Source organism: Streptomyces sp. NPDC088553 (assembly GCF_044752965.1).
GTDB lineage: Bacteria > Actinomycetota > Actinomycetes > Streptomycetales > Streptomycetaceae > Streptomyces.
The window spans coordinates 132,100-146,654 of sequence record NZ_JBIVMG010000004.1 but is presented as its reverse complement, the minus strand read 5'-3'; the positions used below and the strand labels follow the sequence as shown (position 1 = coordinate 146,654).

Here is a 14,555-nt window from a genome sequence, read left to right as displayed (position 1 = left end):
GAAGGGACGTCGACGACGTGGTGTGGACCGGAACGTGGGTCGCGGAGCGACTGGGCGTCGAACTGATCGGCGACGAGGCGCTACCGGCTCTGTTGGGCCTCGCACTGCGTCGCAACCCCAAGCGCGCGCATCTGCTGGTCTCCAGCGTGCTCGGCAAGCACGTGCCGCAGCGGCCGTCCGTGGTCTACGGCTCCGGCCTCGACCTCGGCCGGCGCGTCCGCGCGCTCCTCGGTGACGAGGAGGCCGCGCGCGCGGTCGTCCTCGGGTACGCCGAGACGGCCACCGCCCTGGGCCACGCCGTCGCCGACGGCCTCGGCCTCGCCCCGTACCTCCACTCCACCCGGCGGCCGGTGGCCGGAGTCGCCCGCGCGGGCGGCTTCGAGGAGTCCCACTCGCACGCCACCTCGCACCTGCTGCTGCCCGAGGACCCCAAGCTGCTCGCCGGGGACGGCCCGCTGGTCCTCGTCGACGACGAGTTCTCCACCGGCAACACGGTCCTCAACACGGTCCGGGCCCTGCACGAGCGCTACCCGCGCGACCGGTACGTCGTCGTCGCCCTCGTCGACATGCGCTCGGCCGCCGACCTCGGCCGCCTGGACGCCTTCGCGGCGGAGATAGGCGCCCGCGTCGACCTGATATCCGGCGCCGCCGGCACCGTACGCCTCCCGGAGGGGGTCCTGGAGAAGGGCCAGGCGCTGGTGGCGGAACACGAACGGGCGTACGAGCCGGGAGCGGGCTCCGCCCCCGGCCGCGGCCCGTCCACGGCCCCGGACGTCGTGCGGGTGGCGCTGGACTGGCCGGAGGGGCTGCCCGACGGCGGACGACACGGCTTCACACCCGACCACCGAGACCGCCTGGAGTCGGCCCTCCCCACGATGGCGGTCAGGATCACGGAGGCGCTGCGGGCCCCGGCGGCCGGGGGACTGCGGTTCCCGGCGGCCGAGGCGGAGCCCGGCTCGGCCGCCGCGGGGCGGCAGGGCCTGTCCGGCGGGGCGTGGCCCGGCCTGACGGCCGAGGAGCGGCGTGGCTCGTCCGCCGAGGACGAGTCCGGCTCGGTCGTCGAGGCGGAGCCCGGCTCGGCCGCCGAGGAAGTCTCCGGCGCGTCCGCCGAGACGCTCGGTGAGACCGTCGGCGGACGCGCCGACACCCCCGCCCCGCCGCCCGCAGGGCCCCGCGTCCTCGTCCTCGGGTTCGAGGAGCTGATGTACGCGCCCCTGCGCCTCGGCACCGCCCTGGAGGACGCCGGGCACGACGTCAGGTACTCCACCACCACCCGTTCGCCCGTCCTCGCCGTCGACGACCCCGGCTACGCGATCCGCACCCGGCTCGTCTTCCCCGCCCACGACGACCCCGCCGACGGCCCCGGCGAGCGCTACGCCTACAACGTGGCCGGCGCCGGCTTCGACGCCGTCGTCCTCGTCATCGACTCCACCGCCGACACCCCGGCCCTGCACGCCCCGGACGGCCTGCTCGCCCAGCTCGCCGCGCACATCCCGCGCGTCGTGCTCGCCGTCGTCCCCTCGTACACGCCCACGGCCTCGCCGTACGTTCCGTACGACGCCACGCCCGAGGTCACCGAAGCCACCGAAGCTCCCGAAAGGAGCTCCATGCTGCCCGAGCCCCTCCGCGGCCCCGCCTTCTCCTCGTACGCACCCGAGGAGGTCGGCTGGCTGCTCCAGGACCTCTCGGACGTCGAGCTCGAGGCGCCCACCGAGGAACGCGAGGAAGCCATTCAGAGCGGCGGCGCGCACTACGCCGAGTCGCTCCCCGTCGAGTACCAGCCGAGCGACCGCTACCAGGAGCTGTTCCACGCGGCCCTGGAGACCTCGGCGGCCCGCATCGCCCGCGCCGTCGGCACCGTCACCGAGACCGTCCTCGCCGAGCGCGAGCGCCCCGGCCACCTCCCCGTCCTCGTCTCGCTCGCCCGCGCCGGCACCCCCGTCGGCGTCCTCATGCGCCGCTGGGCGCAGGCCCGCCACGGCCTGGACCTGCCCCACTACGCCGTCTCCATCGTGCGCGGCCGCGGCATCGACGCCAACGCGTTGCGCTGGCTCGCCGCCCACCACGACCCCGCCGACGTCGTGTTCGTCGACGGCTGGACCGGCAAGGGCGCCATCACCCGCGAACTCGCCGACGCGATCAAGGAGTTCGAGGCCGCCGAAGGCGTCACCGGCTTCGACCCGGAGATCGCGGTCCTCGCCGACCCCGGCTCCTGCGTCCGCACGTACGGCACGCGCGAGGACTTCCTCATCCCCTCCGCCTGCCTCAACTCCACGGTCTCCGGCCTGATATCCCGTACGGTGCTCCGCGCCGACCTGGTCGGACCGAACGACTTCCACGGCGGGAAGTTCTACCGCGAGCTGGCCGGCGCGGATGTCTCCAACGCCTTCCTCGACGCCGTCGCCGCCCGCTTCGACGAGGTCGGAGCGGCCGTCGACGCCGACGTGAAGGAACTCCTGGCCGCCGACCGCACCCCGACGTGGGAAGGCTGGGCCGCCGTGGAGCGGATCAGCGAGGAGTACGGCATCCACGACGTCAACCTGGTCAAGCCGGGCGTCGGCGAGACCACCCGCGTCCTGCTCCGCCGCGTCCCCTGGAAGATCCTCGCGAAGCGGGGCGCCGACGCCGACCTCGCGCACGTCCGGCTGCTCGCCGAGCAGCGTGGCGTACCGGTCGAGGAGGTCGACGAACTCCCGTACAGCTGCGTCGGCCTGATACACCCTCAGTACACGAGGGGCGCGACAGGCGCCGACGGCAAGGCGGTGGTGTCCCAGTGAGTACGGCGAGCGCGCCCGGTAGTACGACGGACACGACGGAAGCGACGGGTACGACCACGAGCGTGACGACTACGGCGAAGGCCCCGATTCCGGCCCAGGCCCCGACACCGATCCCGACCCCGATCCCGGCCCCGACCGCGGGCCCCGCCCCCGTCCTGGTCGCGAGCGACCTCGACCGCACCCTCATCTATTCCTCCGCGGCCCTCGCCCTCGGCATGCCCGACGCCCAGGCGCCCCGGCTGCTCTGCGTCGAGGTCCACGAGTCCAAGCCGCTCTCGTACATGACCGAGCACGCGGCGGGGCTCCTGGAGCGACTGACCGGGGAAGCCGTCTTCGTCCCCACCACCACCCGGACGCGCAAGCAGTACCAGCGCATCCAACTCCCAGGCGGCGCACCGAAGTACGCGATCTGCGCCAACGGCGGCCACATCCTCGTCGACGGCGTCACCGACGCCGACTGGCACGCCTCCGTGGTGCGCAGGCTCGCCGAGGAGTGCGCGCCGCTCTCCGAGGTCCGCGCCTACCTCACCGCGACCACGGACCTGTCCTGGGTACGCAAGCACCGCGTCGCCGAGGACCTGTTCGCCTACCTCGTGGTCGAGCGGGAACGGCTGCCCGAGGACTGGCTGGAGCGCTTCGGCGCCTGGGCGGGCGAGCGGGGCTGGACGGTCTCGCTCCAGGGCCGCAAGGTGTACGCCGTACCGAAGCCGCTCACCAAGAGCGCGGCCGTCCGCGAGGTCGCCCGCCGCACCGGCGCGTCGCTCACCCTGGCGGCCGGGGACTCGCTCCTCGACGCGGATCTGCTGCTCGCCGCGGACCGGGCGTGGCGCCCGGGCCACGGCGAACTGGCCGAGAGCGACTGGACGGCCCCCCACCTCGACGTCCTCGCGGAACGCGGGGTCGCGGCGGGGGAGGAGATCCTGCGCCGCTTCAGGGCGGCGGCGGCCGTCTAGCCGACGGGAACAGCCGGCCGGAAACAGCGGACCGGGTCGGCCGGCCGGGATCAACCGACCGGGATCAACCGGCCGGGGTGAACCGACCGGGATCAGCCGGCCGGGGTGAACCGGCCGGGGTGAACCGACCGGGATCAGCCGCAGCAACCGCCACCGCAGCAGCCTCCGCCACCCCCGCCACCGCTCGGCGCGGGGGCGGCGGAGGCGGAGCCGCCGACGGCCACGGCCGAGAGCAGCTTCACGGTGTCGTCGTGCCCGGCGGGGCAGGATGCCGGGTCGGAGGACTCGGCCATGGGCCGGCTGAGCTCAAAGGTGTCGCCGCAGGTCCGGCAGCGGAATTCGTAACGAGGCATGGGAACAGGCTAGAGCCTGCGAGCGGACACGGGCAGGGGACCCGACGGCAACGCCGTCCCCCGCGCGGGTCTCAGGCCCCGGCACCGGACCGGGGCATCGGGCAGGGGTATCGGGCCGGGGCGCCCGGCCCGGGCCCCTGGAGGCGGCGGCCCCGTGTGGCGCCCCGCCCTCCGCTCTCAATGCCCGGTGGCGCCGCCCCGTTCCTCCCTGATCCGGCCGACGACGTGCGCGGCCGTGGCCCGTACACCCTCCAGTTCGGTCAGGAAGTGCCAGTAGTCCGGGTGGCGGCCCTCCAGGGTGTCGACCGCCCGGTCGATCCGGGCGACGGCCTCGTCGAGGGGGCGGGCGTGGCGGGGGTCGGGGGTGCTGCGCCCGGCCATCGCGAGGCGCTGGGCGTCCCGTACCGCGAACCGGGCGCGGTCGATCTCGGCCTTGGGGTCCTTGGCGACGGCGTCGAGCCGGCGCAGCCGGTCGCCGGCGGCGGAGACGGCCTCGTCGGTGGAGTCGAGCAGCGCGCGGACGGTGGAGAGCAGCGAGGTCGCGTCCGGCCAGCGCTGCTCGGCGCGCGCCTTTCCGGCCTCGGCGAGCCGCTCCTCGGCCTGCCGGAGCGTGGTGGCGGCCTGCTCGGGCACGTGCTGGAGGTCCTGCCAACAGGGTGCGGTGAAGCGTCGGCGCAGCTCCGAGAGGATCGGCTCGACGCCACCGGTGCGCGTGGTGAGGGCCTCGGTGCGGGTACGGAGGGAGACGAGGCGCCGGTCGATCTCGGCGGCCCGCTCGGGCAACCGCTCGGCCTCGGCCCGGACGGCTTCGGCGTCGCGCAGCACCTTGTCGGCGCGCTGGAGGGTCTCGGGGACGCCGTGCCGGCCGGCACCCTCGTTGAGCCGGGTGAGTTCGGGCCCGAGGGCGGCGAGCCGGGCGGCGAGGTCGTCGGCGCGCAGCCCGCTCTCCCGTACGGAGTCGAGGGCGCCGCTCGCACCGCGCAGGGCCTGCCGGGCCCGCTCGACGGCGGGGGCGAGGCGGGCGAGCTGGGTCTCGGCCTGTCCGAGCAACGGGGCGAGACCCGCCTCGAACCGGTCGAGCTCGCCCTTCACGCGGTCCAGCTCGTCCTTGGCGCGGGTCAGTTCGGCCCGGGCCCGGCCGGCGGTCGCGGCGTCGAGCTCGTCCCGGTCGAGGTCGTGGGCGTCTACGGCGCTGATGTACGTGTGGCTGACCTCGTCGATACGGCGCCCGAGGGCCTCGAAGCCCTCGACGGCGCGGCGCGTCTCGGGGGAGCTGTCGACGGCGGTGATGGTCTCGATGGAGATGCGCAGGCCGCGCTGGGCGGTGTCGAGCTCGTAGAAGGCGGAGGCGGCGGCGTCCTTGGCGGCCTGGGCCTCGGCGCGCTGGCTCTCGCCGCGTCCGCCGAACCAGCGGCGGGTGCCGCCGCCGGCGAAGGAGTGCGGCAGCAACGAGCCGACGAGCAGCGGAAGGGCGAGGGCGAGCCGAAGCCCGGACATCCCCGGCCTCGGGCCGTCGTCGGATCGGGTCTGCCCCCGGCTTGGCGCGTCACGACGCCGGACGCCGCTCGCCCCCCTCGCGTCGCTCGCCGCCACGTACCTCTCCCGTGCTGTGTCCGCCGTGCCCGGTCCGGTTCATTCTCCCACCCGGTAAGGACGAACACACGGGCCGGTCAGTTCGCCGTGAGGACGGAGACGTCACCGTTGTCACTGCGGACGCTCACGGAGTGCTCGCTCTTGTCGCGGCGGGGGACGTCGATCCGGACGTCGCCGTTGTCGCTGGCGCCGGTCACCTCGTACTCGGCGGTGGGGACGGAGACGTGGACGTCGCCGTTGTCGGTGACGACGTCGACGCGGCGGGGGACGGAGCCGAGGGTGATGCGGACGTCACCGTTGTCGGACCGGGCGATGACCTCGGGCGCGGTGGCCCCGGGCTCGACGGCGACGTCACCGTTCCCGGTGCCCAGGTCCAGCGCGCCGCCGGCCTTGCGCACGCGTACGTCCCCGTTGTCGGAGCGCACCTTCATCGGGGTGGCGAAGCCGTCGGCGGTGACGCGCCCGTTGTCGTTCTCGACGGTGACGGCGACGTCGCGGGGGACCTGGATCCGGTGGACGGCGTCACAGTTGGAGGAGACGCCGTCGCAGTGGACCCGCAGGGTCAGCCTCCCGTCGACGAGCTTCCACTCGGGCTCGGGCCCCGACCCCATGAACACCCACCCGTCGACCTGCCGCTCGACGCGCACGTCGTCGATGTCGGCGGGGGTGATCACGAGCTCGGAGTCGTCGGAATCGACGGTGAGCGCGTCGCCGCCGAAGGCGAAGGTCCGCCGCTCCACGGGCGCCCCCTCGACATCGGTCGAGCCGCACCCGGCGAGCGCGAGAGAGGCGACCAGCACTCCACCGGAGGCGAGCAACACCCGGAACGGACGACGTACAGCAGCCATGACGCCGAGACCCCCACAAGAAACCCAGAAACGCGAACAGTCCCCCGACCGTACGACCCCACCACCGGCGGTCACGATCCGGCGACCCACCGTCCCGGGGTGGGGCTACCCCCCCCCACCGGGAGGTATCGGTTTGCAGCACCCACCCATGCGCCATGTAGGCTGTTGCCTCTTCCACGGGTGCGTAGCTCAGGGGTAGAGCGCTGCTCTTACAAAGCAGATGTCGGCGGTTCGAAACCGTCCGCGCCCACCAGCAGGTAGCACGACAAAGGCCCAGGTCACCGGTACTGAACCGGGGATCTGGGCCTTATTCGTTCCCCGGCCGCGGGGGCGGGGGGAGAGGCGTCGTGCCAGTTACGTGCCAGATGGGTCGTCGCCGGACTCGGCCGGCCGGACCTTCCTGATCTGCTCGTCGACGTGAGCGGCGATGGCGTGGTCACGCCCGTTCACCAGGTGCTGATAGATCAGCGCGGCCCGCACCGACGAATGCCCCATCCGCTGCATCAGCTCACGCGTCGTGGCGCCGCCGGTCGCGGCGAGGGTGTTCCCGGTGTGGCGCAGATCGTGGAAGTGGACGTCTTTGAGCCCGGTGGTCTTCAGGGCCCGCAACCACAGTCGGCGGAAGTTGTTCCGGCGCAGCTGCCCGCCGCGGGCTCCGGTGAAGACCAGCCCGGTCCGACCCGGCTCGGCGTAGACGGCGAGATGAGTGGCCAGGACTTCCGCCAGCGAGGCCGGGAAGGCGACGGTACGCACACCGGCCGCGCTCTTGGGCGTCTTGACCAGGATGCCGTCGGTACGAGTCTCGGCCAGAGAACGTCGTACGGCGACGGTCCGCCGGTCGAGGTCGACGTCATGGCGCTGAAGCGCGGCGAGCTCTCCGAAGCGGAGACCGGTGAAGGCCGCCAGCAGGATGAGCACCCGGAAGCGCGCCGGCACGGCGTCGGCGAGCTGGAAGACCTCGGTGACGTCGAGGAACGGCCGCTCGGCCGTCTTGGCTGCTCCGGCGCCCTTGATGCGGCAGGGGTTGCGCTGGATCAGCTCGTCGTCGACCGCGGTGTTCATGATGGCGCGGAGGATCTGGTACGCCTTGGCGACCGTCGGCTCACCGACTCCCGACTCCAGGAGGCCGGCACGCCAGCGGCGGATCTGGGGTGTGGTGATCTGACTCAGGACCACGTCCGCGAAGGTCGGTAGGACGTGGAGGCGCAACGCGCTGCCGTTGCGTTCGCGGGTGGTCGCCGCATAGTCGTGTTCCTTGAACCAGGCGTCGGCGTACACCCCGAAGAGAACCTTGTCGTCCGGGTTCTGCCATTTACCGTCGAGGATCTCTGCTTCCTTGCGGACGAGCCACCGATCGGCATCGGTCTGCGAGGCGAACGTCTCGGGGGCCGATCGAGTTATCCCGTCAGGCCCTTGATAGCGAGCCTGGAACCGCCCCGAGGGCAGCTTGCGCACCGCACCGAAGCGGCGACGCTTGCCTTTGCTGTTTGCCATCAGGCCACCGCCGCGAATCGGCGACGAGTGGTGATCGGCTGGACGGTGTGGGCGACGACGAATTCCTCCAGGGCCCGCTCAGGAATGCGGACATGCCGCCCCACCTTGACGAAGACGATCCGGCGCTCGGCGATGAGCCGACGCGGAAACCTCTCGGTGGTGCCAAGGAGTTCGGCGGCCTGGCCCACGGTCAGCAGTCGGTCGGTCATGCGGTTGCTCCTTCCAGGGCGAGTTGGTCGCGTAGGGCTTCGCGGGCGGTCTCACGGTTGAGCTGGATGTCCCGGGCGATGGAGGCGGCGAGGGCGGCCTCACCGGGGGAGTGGCCCTGGCCGACGTAGGCCCAGGAGGTGAGGACGAGGACGGTGTCCGGCTCGATGTCGTCGATGCCGCGGGCGGTGCGTTCCTGGGCGGCGCGGTAGTCGGCGCGGGTCTGGCGGAGTTCGCCCAGGGTGGTGGAGTACTGCCGGGACTTGGTGGAGAAGTGACCCCGGAAGCCGAGCATGTGGGCCCAGGCGAGGAGGCGGCGATCCGGGTACAGCGGGTCGAGGTCGAAGCAGGCTTCGACGAGGCGGCGGGTGTGGTCGGGGACGCCGAGAAGGACCAGGGCCTCGCGGTTGCCGATGCGGCGGTCGAGGCTGCCGGTGGTCTCGGCGGCCTTGGTGGAGTACTTGGCGATGTAGGAGGCGACGGCCTGTTCGGTGATGTCGGAGCCGTCGCCGAACGCCTTCACGGGCCGGATGTCGAGCTGGGTGCCCCAGCGGAGACGACGTAACGGCTGATGGCCAGCGGCGGGGATGGTGACGGTTGTGTATGCGTGGGTGGCGGCGGCCTGGATGGCGTCGGTGAGGCATTCGGTGGTCGCCCACGAGGGCGGCGGGGAGTCGGGACCGTCCGGGCCGTCGATGCGGATGACGGCGTGAAAGTGGACGGCGCCCCGCTTCTGGAACTCGGCGACCTTCCCGTACGAGATCCGAGCGACGGTCTTCAGCTCCCGCTGCGAGAGGCTGGCCGTGGCGGCGATCTCCCGGCGGAGGCGATTCGTGAACCTCTGCCAGAGCTGTCCGGCGTGGTTGTTGAAGAGGACGGCGGCGGCGTAGTCGTACGAGTCGGGGTCGAGCGGCGTGCCGAGGGCGGTGTCGTCCTCGGCGTGGCGGACGCCGCAGCGGCAGGGCCGGGTGCCGGGGCGGTTGTGGACCGGTCCGAAGGATGGGGCGGTGAGGGTGAGGAAGACGCGGGGGTGATCGCGGACGGTGGCGGGGATGTCCCGGCGGTCGTCTCCGGCGAGGCCGGCACGGATGAGGTGGTACGTGTCGCCCGCGTACGTCCAGGCGCAGGCGGGGCAGCGGGAGGCCCGCCGGTTGCCGCAGGCGATGCGGAGCCGGGCGCCCGGTTCGGTGTCGGTGGAGTACCGGTGGAGGGTCTCCCCGGTGGTCTTGTCCCGGGTGAGGGTCCAGCCCTGGAGGTGGATGGGGTGGGAGCAGCCGCCGGTGCGGTGGATCTGCTCCTTCCATCGGTCGAAGCCGGGGGACCCGGCCACCCGGAGCATGTCGCTAAGGGTGGCGGTGTCGAATCCCGCCGACGAGGCGGCTGGGGCGGTCATCATGGAGTGCTTCCTTCTGGTTCTGCGAACTGGGAAGGGGCGGGGCTTCCGGGCGGCAGAGACTTGGCGGTTGAGCCGCCCGGAGGCCGACTAGTGCTGTGACTGGAAAGGCCCACCGGATCGGCGTGGGTGGGGATCGGATGGGCGCCCCGAGAGATTGGGCGCCTTGTCAGAGGGCGGTGGGAGGATCACGCCGTGACGATCAACCTGCATGACTTCGACGGCGAGTACTCGCTGACCTTGAATGCCGGTGGCTTGGCTGCCGATGCCGCTGTAGCTGCCGCCGGGCACGAGCCGAACGGGTACTTCTGGGAAGGTCTCGTGCAGTTCGCCTGGCCGGACATTGCCGAGGAGCTCGACTTCGACAGCGAGGCCGGCATGTTCTGCGCGGTCGGGAGTCCGAGCGACCTCGCACGCCTCAAGGCGGCTCTTGAATCCGTCGTCACGAGCCCTGAGGCAGTGCGCGACATCATTGCCCGTGCGGAGGCGTCGGGCTTCGAGTTCGACGACTAGCGCTGTCGGTGCTGGCCGTTGAGGAGCGAGCGCAGGACGACGGCGCACACGGCGACCGATGGTGCGCTGACGGCGACGGCGACGGCGAGGAGCATGGAGACCAGGACCGTGCCGATGACCAGGACGGCACCGACGCCGCCGGCGACGACGACTGCCAGGCCGGCCGGGGTTCGTCCAGTTGGGCGCTCCACCTGGACGCCCGGCACCGCGCCTGCTCCACAGGCGTGTGGGTCGACGGCAGACGGGATGGGAGGCGGGGCGAGTGGTGGAAGGCGGAGGACCGCTCGCCAAGGCGAAAGGGCCGCCGCCCCCAAATATGTATCCCGAACCGCATGACCCTCATCGCCGCAGCCATCCTCACCCTGGAGCGTCAACGCTGAAAAGGCTCACCGTCTCGTAGGAGATGCTGGGCACTTCTACACGGTTCCTGGAAGCTCACGTGCACCGCACCGCAGTCGGATACGTTGGCGGCACAATGTGAACCAGATGGGTGGGAGGGGCATGCCGTGGACGAGCCGTTCGCTGAATTCCGTGAGGTCAGCGTGACAGACCCATTGCGACAGGGCGATGTCCTGGAAGCCGTTGCCTCCGAAGCAACGATGTGGCAGCGGCACCTACTCGTCGTGACGGCCGACTGCGACTTCGCCCATGCGAAGCACCAAGGTCGCGTCACCTGCGTCCCAATGCTCACGGCAGATGAGTACCTGTCGGAGATGCAGATCCCCAAGCTCCGTGAGCAGCTGGCCAAACAGCAGGTGCGAGAGCTGCGACAGATCCTCTCGAAGTCTGCGGCCCCCATCATCACCGAACGCCGGCTTCGAGAGTGGCCGAACGAACAAGAACCCGTGGACATCGTCAGCATGCTCAACCTGCAGCCCGCAGAGGGAAAGAGGGCCCAAGCCGCTCTCGAGGCCATCCGCATGATGGAAATGCAGGCGGACAGCCTCAAGGGAAGCATGCGCCTGTTCGTGGAGGCTCAACTCATCGGCGTTAACCCTCCAAAACGGGAGAATGCAGTCAAGCGGGTGAAAGAGAAACTGCGAGAACCCTATGCCCAGCCCCCTGGCGACGCACTGTTCCTGACAGCCATCGGGCCCGGACAGGACTCGGGGTACTTCGCCTACCTCCGCCACATCGAACAGGTCTGGGAGCCCGCAATTTCACTTGGGCCGGCACGCCAAAATTTCTCATACCGCCGAATCTCGCGTATGCAAGACCGGTTCACTCACGCCCTTGTGCAGAAGTTCGCCATGGTATTCATGTCGATCGGTCTTCCAGATCAGTACGAAGACCTTCGCGATCTACACGCTGACTATCTTGGAGATGATCTCACGTGAAGCCGCTGATTACGACCGTCCGTGCACTGAGCGAGCTAGCTACCGGCCTATCACCCGACGCCGTCTCCTCATCAGCTGTTCTCTTCGAATTCGGCACCGAGTCGGCCGATTTCATCCTTTCCGTAGATGACGATGAAGAAGCGCAACGCGTCGTCCTCATGCGCGACCAGAACAACAAAGAACCATTCGTTCCAGAGCATCTCGCAATCCTAAGAAGAGAAGTTCTGAGTCGGATGAAGAGCTTTGCCGAAAGAGCTAGGACTCCGGGACCTCTTTCTCTTCCGAAGCAGTGGCACCAATATAAGTACAATAACTACATCGCTTTCAGGGCAACATCAAAGAAGGATGCCCACGAGAGTCGATGGGTTACGGAAGTTATCCCTGGCCAAAGAGCCGACATCATCTTCTGGACTACCACTACAGCGGACAACAAATCGACGCTGGAGCAGTTCGACTCCAGGCGACCTACCGCGCCCGACATCAACGCAGACTGGCCACTGGCCGTCGCGGCCTCTCAGGAATACTTCAGCCAGGCGCGATCCCAACCCGCAGATGTCGAGATGAGCCTTCCGGCACTCGAACAGTCGACGACCAAGGGCTGGTCACATCAACAATGGCTGGAGGCAGTCAGCAGCGAGCAGCGCGCATTCATCGAGGCAGAAACGGAAAAGTCGATCCGCCTTCGAGGCCCTGCCGGTTCTGGCAAGACACTCGCCCTGACGCTCAAGGCAATCCGCGAGGTACTTAACGCCCGCGCAGCCGGAGAGGATGTGCGCGTTCTCATCGTTACCCATAGCTGGGCGTTGGCGGCTCAGATCTCAGACTCAATCGACTCGATGGGCCTCGGGCTCTTTCAGGAAATCGATGTATTTCCCCTGCTCGAACTCGCGACGATGATTTCCCCTCAGTACGTGCAGGATGAATCATCTGGTTTCAGTCTGATTGGAGAGGATAGCCTCAGCGGCAAGCAAGCCCAGTTGGACGAGATTCAGGAAGTGCTGGACGAGTTCATCAATGGTGACTGGATCACCTATAAGGGGCAGGTCAGTGAAGGGCTGCGCGCGAGATTCGATTCGAACGACGATGGCGAACGGCGCGCGCTCGCCTGGGATCTACTCATCGAGTTCGGATCGGTCATCGGCGCTGCAGCTATCTTCCCCGGCGCTGGAGCCGATCTGCGGTACTTTCAACTGCCTCGGGCATCATGGATGCTACCCCTCAGTCGTGAAGACCAGCGGGTCGTCTTCGAGTTGTACACGCGATATTGGGCAAGTCTCGACGAACGCTCGCTCACCACATCCGATCAGGTGCTCGCGGACTTCTTGATCCACCTGTCGACGAATACTTGGAACCGCGCCCGTCGAGTTCAAGGGTACGACTTGGTATTCGTAGACGAATTCCATCTATTCAATCCATTGGAGCGACAGGTGCTCCACTACCTCACCCGTGATACGTCGGTCTACCCCCGCGTATTCATGGCCGTGGATCCTAGGCAGTCACCCTCCGAGGCGTTCATCGGTCTGGCTGCCGACGGGACCAGGTCGTCAAGTGGTGTGCCCGAGGACGACGACCTCGGCGACGTGACGAACTTCGAACTCACCACCATCCACAGATTCACACCACAGATCCTCGAGCTCATCAAGCATGTACATCACGAGTTCCCAACCCTCGACCTCGGCCAGGATTGGGACATCGACTTCTCCAGGGTGGAGTCTGCGCAGGCGGATGGCCCCCCGCCGCACCTGATCTCCGCCGCTTCTCGCATCGGTGAGGAGGATGACATCGTCCGCGCGGTGCAGGAGTTGTATCCCTCAGGCCGGCTAGCGCTCGCGGTGGTGGACTTCCGCCAATGGTCAAGGTTCAGCAGGCTCGCCTCACGGATCGGGCACTCGGGCAAGTTCCATGTCTCCACCGTCACTGGTCGATCCGACATCGAGGGCCTTGGCTACCGGCGCCGCGGGCTGGTCGTCGGAACAGCAGAGCACCTGGCAGGGCTGCAGTTCGACGCAGTGATTGTCGCGGGGATCCCGGATCTGAACTCGTCCACACCGACCGCCAATGAACGCATCCGGTATCTGTCGCTCCTCTACCTCGCACTCAGCCGCGCACAAAGGGAAGTGCGTGTCTTTGTTAACGAGGACGACGATGGCGGAGCGCCTGAAGTCCTTCTGCGTGCATGCAACAACCAACTGATGGAATCGAACCAGGGAAGTCGCATCTAGCCCTTAATGCCGGTGCTTAACCACGGCTCCGGCCCGGGTTCGGATCTTTCTGACGCCGTCTGTGCCACTACCCGGTGGGGCCTCTTTCATTCTTCGCTGGATGGGTGAAATGGCCTGGTGGGCGGGGGGTGTAACAGGGCAGGGCCCCTGGTCGTTTGCGTGGTGATCTCACTCATCACACCGGCGACCAAGGGGCCCTGTTGATTCCATATCCTTCCGTGCTCGACGTCCCGTGCGAGCTCGTCGAGCATGTTTCCTGGCTCATCTACGCCCGAAGGCGTGAACCGGACTCGACGTGGAGACGGCTTGTTTGCTTCAAAGAGGCACTGCTCGTTCTGGCCCACCTCCGGAAGAACGAGACATTCGCCCAGTTCGCGGCAGCGTTCGGCGTCTCGACCGCAACGGCCTGGCGCCACGTCGATGAGACCCTGGACGTCCTCGCAGCGTGGGCGCCAGGCCTGTGCGAGGCCCTGACCAAGCTGAGCGAGGGCGACTAGTCATCGCCGATCGCTACCAGCAGTTCAACCGGGACCATGCCCGGCTAAGAGCCCCGGGCGAACGCGCCTTCGCCCTGCTGAAGTCCTGGCGACTACTCCCACGAGCCAGATGCTCCACCCGCCGCATCGGCACCGCCGTCCAATCCGTCCATACACTGCTGAACTGCAGCTATTCAGGATGAAAACGCCTCAGTGCTCGATCGCGCCTATGGCCTCTCGCTGCGCTCATGCAACATGTCTCGAACCCAGGACTAGCGATGCAGGGCGGTCTGATACTGAGCACAGCCAAGGAGAGGGAGTGTTGCGGATGTTGAGACGGTGGGCGCAGCAACGCCATGACAGAGCGCAAGCCGAGTACTGGCAAAGCA

12 protein-coding genes, 1 tRNA gene and 1 pseudogene are annotated in these 14,555 nt (G+C 68.9%); 7 read left to right on the top strand and 7 right to left on the bottom strand.

Features of this window, described 5'->3' with window-relative positions; genetic code table 11:
- Positions 1–17: 17 nt before the first annotated feature.
- Positions 18–2,777, top strand: a complete 2,760-nt coding sequence (locus ACIP8Z_RS13770; RefSeq protein ID WP_402082684.1) for a phosphoribosyltransferase — start codon at positions 18–20, stop codon at positions 2,775–2,777.
- Positions 2,778–2,899: 122 nt separating this feature from the next.
- A complete protein-coding gene (locus ACIP8Z_RS13765) occupies positions 2,900–3,730 on the top strand; it encodes an HAD family hydrolase (RefSeq protein WP_402083818.1) in 831 nt (276 codons plus the stop codon).
- A 134-nt stretch (positions 3,731–3,864) separates the two neighbouring features.
- Here the strand turns inward: ACIP8Z_RS13765 and ACIP8Z_RS13760 are convergent, their stop codons facing one another.
- From ACIP8Z_RS13760 to ACIP8Z_RS13750, 3 genes are all read right to left on the bottom strand, one after another.
- The gene (locus ACIP8Z_RS13760) at positions 3,865–4,083 is read right to left on the bottom strand and encodes a zinc ribbon domain-containing protein (protein ID WP_030321806.1); all 219 of its coding nucleotides are present in this window, start codon (positions 4,081–4,083) and stop codon (positions 3,865–3,867) included.
- A gap of 177 nt (positions 4,084–4,260) precedes the next feature.
- The gene (locus ACIP8Z_RS13755) at positions 4,261–5,580 is read right to left on the bottom strand and encodes a hypothetical protein (RefSeq protein ID WP_402082681.1); all 1,320 of its coding nucleotides are present in this window, start codon (positions 5,578–5,580) and stop codon (positions 4,261–4,263) included.
- Between the two features lie 173 nt (positions 5,581–5,753).
- Positions 5,754–6,524, bottom strand: coding sequence for a DUF4097 family beta strand repeat-containing protein (locus ACIP8Z_RS13750; RefSeq protein ID WP_402082678.1), 771 nt, complete (start codon positions 6,522–6,524; stop codon positions 5,754–5,756).
- 178 nt (positions 6,525–6,702) lie between these two features.
- On the opposite strand from ACIP8Z_RS13750, the gene ACIP8Z_RS13745 reads away from it, so the two are divergent.
- Positions 6,703–6,777, top strand: a tRNA-Val gene (locus ACIP8Z_RS13745).
- 101 nt (positions 6,778–6,878) lie between these two features.
- On the opposite strand, the gene ACIP8Z_RS13740 is transcribed toward ACIP8Z_RS13745, so the two are convergent.
- Genes ACIP8Z_RS13740 through repSA form a run of 3 tightly spaced genes read right to left on the bottom strand, consistent with a single transcriptional unit; the run spans position 6,879 to position 9,621 of the window.
- Positions 6,879–8,018 carry a tyrosine-type recombinase/integrase gene (locus ACIP8Z_RS13740; protein WP_402082676.1) on the bottom strand — a complete coding sequence of 380 codons (1,140 nt, stop codon included), beginning with the start codon at positions 8,016–8,018 and terminating at the stop codon, positions 6,879–6,881.
- The gene (locus ACIP8Z_RS13735; RefSeq protein ID WP_341623205.1) at positions 8,018–8,227 is read right to left on the bottom strand and encodes an excisionase family DNA-binding protein; all 210 of its coding nucleotides are present in this window, start codon (positions 8,225–8,227) and stop codon (positions 8,018–8,020) included. Before ACIP8Z_RS13735 ends, ACIP8Z_RS13740 begins: the two co-directional genes overlap by 1 nt.
- Positions 8,224–9,621, bottom strand: a complete 1,398-nt coding sequence (gene repSA, locus ACIP8Z_RS13730; protein ID WP_402082674.1) for a replication initiator protein RepSA — start codon at positions 9,619–9,621, stop codon at positions 8,224–8,226. Before repSA ends, ACIP8Z_RS13735 begins: the two co-directional genes overlap by 4 nt.
- Before the next feature lie 192 nt (positions 9,622–9,813).
- Here repSA and ACIP8Z_RS13725 point away from each other — a divergent pair, with 192 nt between their 5' ends.
- Positions 9,814–10,131, top strand: coding sequence for an Imm51 family immunity protein (locus tag ACIP8Z_RS13725; RefSeq protein ID WP_402082671.1), 318 nt, complete (start codon positions 9,814–9,816; stop codon positions 10,129–10,131).
- Here ACIP8Z_RS13725 and ACIP8Z_RS13720 read toward each other — a convergent pair.
- On the bottom strand, positions 10,128–10,445 hold the full coding sequence (locus tag ACIP8Z_RS13720; RefSeq protein WP_402082669.1) for a SpdD-like protein: 318 nt from the start codon (positions 10,443–10,445) through the stop codon (positions 10,128–10,130). The two genes, ACIP8Z_RS13725 and ACIP8Z_RS13720, sit on opposite strands and share 4 nt — an antisense overlap.
- Before the next feature lie 192 nt (positions 10,446–10,637).
- Here ACIP8Z_RS13720 and ACIP8Z_RS13715 point away from each other — a divergent pair, with 192 nt between their 5' ends.
- The 3 genes and pseudogenes from ACIP8Z_RS13715 (at position 10,638) to ACIP8Z_RS13705 (ending at position 14,369) form a co-directional block, all read left to right on the top strand.
- Entirely contained in the window at positions 10,638–11,468 is an 831-nt protein-coding gene (locus ACIP8Z_RS13715) for a hypothetical protein (protein WP_402082666.1), read from the top strand.
- Positions 11,465–13,690: a UvrD-helicase domain-containing protein gene (locus tag ACIP8Z_RS13710; RefSeq protein WP_402082664.1), complete on the top strand. Its 2,226-nt coding sequence runs from the start codon at positions 11,465–11,467 to the stop codon at positions 13,688–13,690. Before ACIP8Z_RS13715 ends, ACIP8Z_RS13710 begins: the two co-directional genes overlap by 4 nt.
- A gap of 159 nt (positions 13,691–13,849) precedes the next feature.
- Positions 13,850–14,369, top strand: a pseudogene (locus ACIP8Z_RS13705) (transposase family protein).
- The last annotated feature ends 186 nt before the right edge of the window (positions 14,370–14,555 follow it).